This is a genomic window from Pseudoalteromonas sp. TAB23, from assembly GCF_000498075.1.
GTDB classification, from domain to species: Bacteria; Pseudomonadota; Gammaproteobacteria; order Enterobacterales; family Alteromonadaceae; genus Pseudoalteromonas; species Pseudoalteromonas arctica.
In genome coordinates, this window is the sequence record NZ_AUTP01000144.1 from 1 (window position 1) to 4,301 (window position 4,301).

The following is a 4,301-nucleotide window of genomic DNA, read 5'->3' on the forward strand; positions in this document are numbered from 1 at the left end:
TAGCGGGTAAATGTACCCCCGCGCTGAGGCCGAGTAATACGGCAACGGTTATGGAGGGAATAAAGTTTGTCGTTTTCATAAATAATCTCATTGTTCTATCGATGCGCCAGTAAGACGCTGAATTTCTATATGCTGTAAATGTAAGCTTTCATAAGCGCTAAGTAGTTCTGATTGCGCGCTTAATTGCGCCTGACGCACGCTACTCCACTGGTTGTAATTCAATTTACCAACGTTAAATGCTTGTTTTGCTTGGGTAAGCGCGGTTTCTAGCGTGGGAATGATTTCATTTTTTGAGGTGGTAATTACATGAACAGAATGCTTAACTTCTTGAAGCAAAGCATAAAGCTGGCTATTAGCTTGTTGAGTTAAACTCTTCGCTTGCGCTGTTAATACATCTTGCTCGGCACGTAACTTAGCGACCGTTCCGGCATTGCTGCCAGATGCTCCCCACGGAATAGAAACACCGGCCACGAGCCCAAAGTCATCCGTTGATTCATAGCGACGTAAGCCTGTTGTAAATTGCCATTGTGGTTTTGCTTCAATTTGAGCTAATTCAATGTGTGATTGTGCAATACGTTTTTGACTTGCTAACTGCATCAAACGAGGCGCATTTTTAAAGCGCTCGAACTGTGACTGAAAATCTACAATTTTAGGTAACTGCAATAAGTTACCTGTAAGTGTAAAGTCAGTGCGAGGCTCTGCCCACAAGGCTGAAAGCTGATATTTTCCGCTAGCTATTTCATGCTCAAGATCTTCGACAAGTAATTTTTGTTTAATTAGTTCAGCTTTGGCTAAATTTTTATCAATAGCCAACGACTGACCAATACGAACTCGTTTATCTATTGCATTTACAACTTCATTCGCTTGTCTTACTGCCATTTTATTGAGCTTTAGTGCCTCTTCTTTCACCAGTAGTTGAATAAATTGCTTCGCAGTCATCGCGGCTAAATCAAGTGCAATAATTTGTTTATCTAAACGTAACTGCTCAAGTTCAGACTGGCTTGCTTTTACGCGACTATCAATTTGCTCTTGTTGCATCAGCCAAGAGAAAGTTAAGGTTGATTGCATATTTTGCAAACCACTATGCTCACCTGTCCCAAAAGCATCTTCAACCATTAAGCCTATTTGTGGTCTTTGGCCTATACTTGCTTGCTTTATTTTGCCTTGCTGGGCTTTATCTCGATAAAAGAAGCCCTGTAATTGCGGGTTGTTAGCAAGCGTGAATGAGATGGCTTGCTTTAGATTTAATGTTTGATAAGCCTCAGCACTTGCAAAACACGGCAGTGCTGTAAAAGCCATCAATACTCCCACAAAAAACCGACTACCAATCGGTTTTTTGTGGGTAAAATGACTACTAAATGATTTCATTTTAATCCTTACTTAGTGGATGAAAAAAGTTTCGATAAGATGGTGGACACTATCGACAGTCGACAGTGTGAATAAAGTGATAACCACAAAGCTAAACAAGGTGATCATTAAAAGTAGCTTAGGCGTAGTGGAGATTGGCATTAACAATGTTTGTATACGCTGAGTTATTTGTTCATTACTAAAATGACTCATGTATATATTGTCATTCGTAATATGTTGTTGTCGTTGAAATCGAGCAACATTAATAAGTGCTTGAGCCACATCTAATCCATCAAAACTTTGCGTTGCACCGACATCAGCGATTTGTTCTGTTAAAGCCGTATAAGATTGCTGTAACGCCGCGCGCGTTGACGCAGGAAAACACCAACCAAATAGACTAAACAGTGTTTTAAAAAGCGGATCTCGGGCTTTTAAATGTGCTAGTTCATGCTGTATGACTATGTGTACTGTTTTTTCATCAAGTGCTTGTAATCCGCTGGTTATATACACTTTTGGATTGAAAAAACCAACAGTAAATGCCTCTGGTACAAGGTGTTCAATAACGTGTACAGACTGGTTGGGATAATCTTTGTGAGGTTGAGTATTTGATAAAGCCAACAGACTGCTCATTGCTGAACTATGTCTATTAAGACTAAAAAATGCATGTACGCTAGCGCTTGTCATCAAACAAGCTGCTGATATAAGTAATACCGAATGCCAACTATAGACAGAGAAAACCTCTAGGTGATGCCAGTGAGCAACCCCTTGCAACCAATTAGACATTTGGTTTTGATGTGCCTGCCAAAATACAGCTGCACACAATAATGAGATCCACCAAGGGCTGCTAATAGTTAACCAAAGCATGAACTTACGCTCGGTAAACTGGAAAATAGTAAGTTTTTTACAAAGCGAGGTGTGGAAGAAGGAAATCAATATGATCACACAAATAAAAGCGGTCACCGCTGCGCTCGCTAGATTTAAAAACACGGCCCAATTTCCAACAATCATGTTTACACTTTTCCGCTTCGTAGTTTTCGCTGTTGCTCTATAAGCTTTTCGAGCTCATCTAATTGTGTATCATTAAAATTAGTCGAAGTAGAAGAAAATGCAGCAATTAAACTGTTTTCACCCTCTTCAACAAAGTCAGCTGTAATATCATTTATTAAAGTAGCTATAAGCGAGTTACGATCAACTTTAGTTCGGTAATTATAAGCATGACCCTGCTTAGTTCTGCTAAGAAGGCCTTTTTTATAAAGTCTTTCAAGGGTGCTTTGAATAGTATTGAGAGTGCAGCCACGTGTTTTACCTAAACGACTGTGCACATGCTTTGCATCCGCTTCTTTAGAAGACCACAAATATTGAAGTACTAGTTTTTCTAATTCGCCTAACTGCATAATCAAATATCTTTTAACAACATAGCCATATCATGGCAAAATAAAAACCGATAGGCAATCGGTTTTTATTTTTTTATTTAAAAAGGAAAGTAATACATGGGTTGGATAATTTTTAAATACTTAGTGACAGCAGCAATTGTTGTAGCGGTTTCAGAGGTCGCAAAGCGCAGTGATAAACTCGGAGCACTAATTGTAGCACTTCCATTGGTAACCATTTTAGCGATGATTTGGTTGTACGTTGAAAAACAGCCGCCAGAGAAAATTGCGAGTCATGCCTGGTACACATTTTGGTATGTTGTGCCTACCTTACCGATGTTTTTAATATTTCCATCATTACTACACCGATTTGGTTTTTGGCCATCACTCGGCCTCAGCGCCTTAATAACTTGTTTTATTTTTGGAGTGTTTGCATTCGTCGTTAGTAAATTTGGAATAAATTTATTACCCTAAAAGTTGTTTCTGAAATTAATAATATGGTGAAATCAAGGATGTAGCTGAGGCAATAATTTCGATACTTATCTCTAAAAAATTTCCCATTACTTAGCAGAGTCAAATAAAAGCTAGCCTTATTTATGTACTAAGTGTGTAGTGGTCAACTAATTTTGGCCACAGTTTTAGAATCTTGGCATCTAACCTCAGATTCATTTGGGGCTAAACCGGCATTATAATGATGTGGCCTAACGTTGTTGTAATATCCGTTGATATAATCACTAACGCTATATTTAGCATCTATAAAATTTCCATATCCAACCTTTGGCATCCATTCCGTTTTAAAGCTTCTAAAAAATCGCTCCATTGGTGCATTATCCCAACAGTTTCCACGCCTACTCATACTTTGTTTGATTTTATAGCGCCATAAACGTTGACGATATTTTAAACTGGTATAGTGACTACCCTGGTCTGAATGAAACATCAGTCCTGTCGGTTTTCCTCTGCTTTCATACGCGAGTTCAAGCGCTTTTAGCGTTAAATTAGTATCTGGCGACAACGACATGGCCCAGCCAACTACTTTACGTGCAAATAAATCAATAATAACGGCTAAATAAGCCCAGCGATTACCTACCCAAATATACGTCACATCACCGCACCACACGGTATCTGGCTCAACAACATCAAATTGTCTATCAAGCAGATTTGGAATTTCAAGGTGCTCATTACCGCCGCGTTTATATGAATGTTGAGGTACTTGGCAGCTTTCAAGCTTTAATTTAACCATTAGCTTAGCAGCACGATAACGACTCAATTCAAAATCATTGTTCGTTGCTATTGCCGCGATTGTCCGCGCCCCAGCTGAGCCGCCGCTCATTGCATGTATTGCTCTAACTTCAGCCTCTAGCCTTATTTGTTCTAGTGTCGGCGTTGTATCCCTTATAGCCCAATATTTATAGCTGCTACGATGCACATTGAATACGTTACACAGCACGCTAATTGGGTAACGCTCTCGTTGATTTAGTTTCTCAATTAACGAGAATTGTTCAGGGAGTCGGACATCAAGAGAGCGGTAGCCTTTTTTAATATATCCTTTTCTAATTCAATGCGTTGGATTTGCTTTTTAAGTTC

Annotated in this window: 4 protein-coding genes and 1 pseudogene; 1 reads left to right on the top strand and 4 read right to left on the bottom strand. The window is 39.2% G+C overall.

Annotation, left to right across the window (positions count from 1 at the left end; all coding sequences use genetic code 11):
* Positions 1 to 87 precede the first annotated feature (87 nt).
* From L654_RS0105585 to L654_RS0105595, 3 genes are all read right to left on the bottom strand, one after another.
* Positions 88 to 1,368, bottom strand: a complete 1,281-nt coding sequence (locus L654_RS0105585) for a TolC family protein (RefSeq protein WP_024589678.1) — start codon at positions 1,366 to 1,368, stop codon at positions 88 to 90.
* A gap of 12 nt (positions 1,369 to 1,380) precedes the next feature.
* A complete protein-coding gene (locus tag L654_RS0105590) occupies positions 1,381 to 2,211 on the bottom strand; it encodes a M56 family metallopeptidase (RefSeq protein ID WP_225305719.1) in 831 nt (276 codons plus the stop codon).
* 146 nt (positions 2,212 to 2,357) lie between these two features.
* On the bottom strand, positions 2,358 to 2,741 hold the full coding sequence (locus L654_RS0105595) for a BlaI/MecI/CopY family transcriptional regulator (protein ID WP_008467191.1): 384 nt from the start codon (positions 2,739 to 2,741) through the stop codon (positions 2,358 to 2,360).
* A 96-nt stretch (positions 2,742 to 2,837) separates the two neighbouring features.
* Between L654_RS0105595 and L654_RS0105600 the strand changes: the two genes are divergently transcribed.
* Positions 2,838 to 3,191: a DUF3147 family protein gene (locus L654_RS0105600; RefSeq protein ID WP_008467186.1), complete on the top strand. Its 354-nt coding sequence runs from the start codon at positions 2,838 to 2,840 to the stop codon at positions 3,189 to 3,191.
* A gap of 142 nt (positions 3,192 to 3,333) precedes the next feature.
* On the opposite strand, the pseudogene L654_RS0105605 reads toward L654_RS0105600, so the two are convergent.
* Positions 3,334 to 4,301: pseudogene (locus L654_RS0105605) on the bottom strand (IS3 family transposase); the annotation flags it as partial.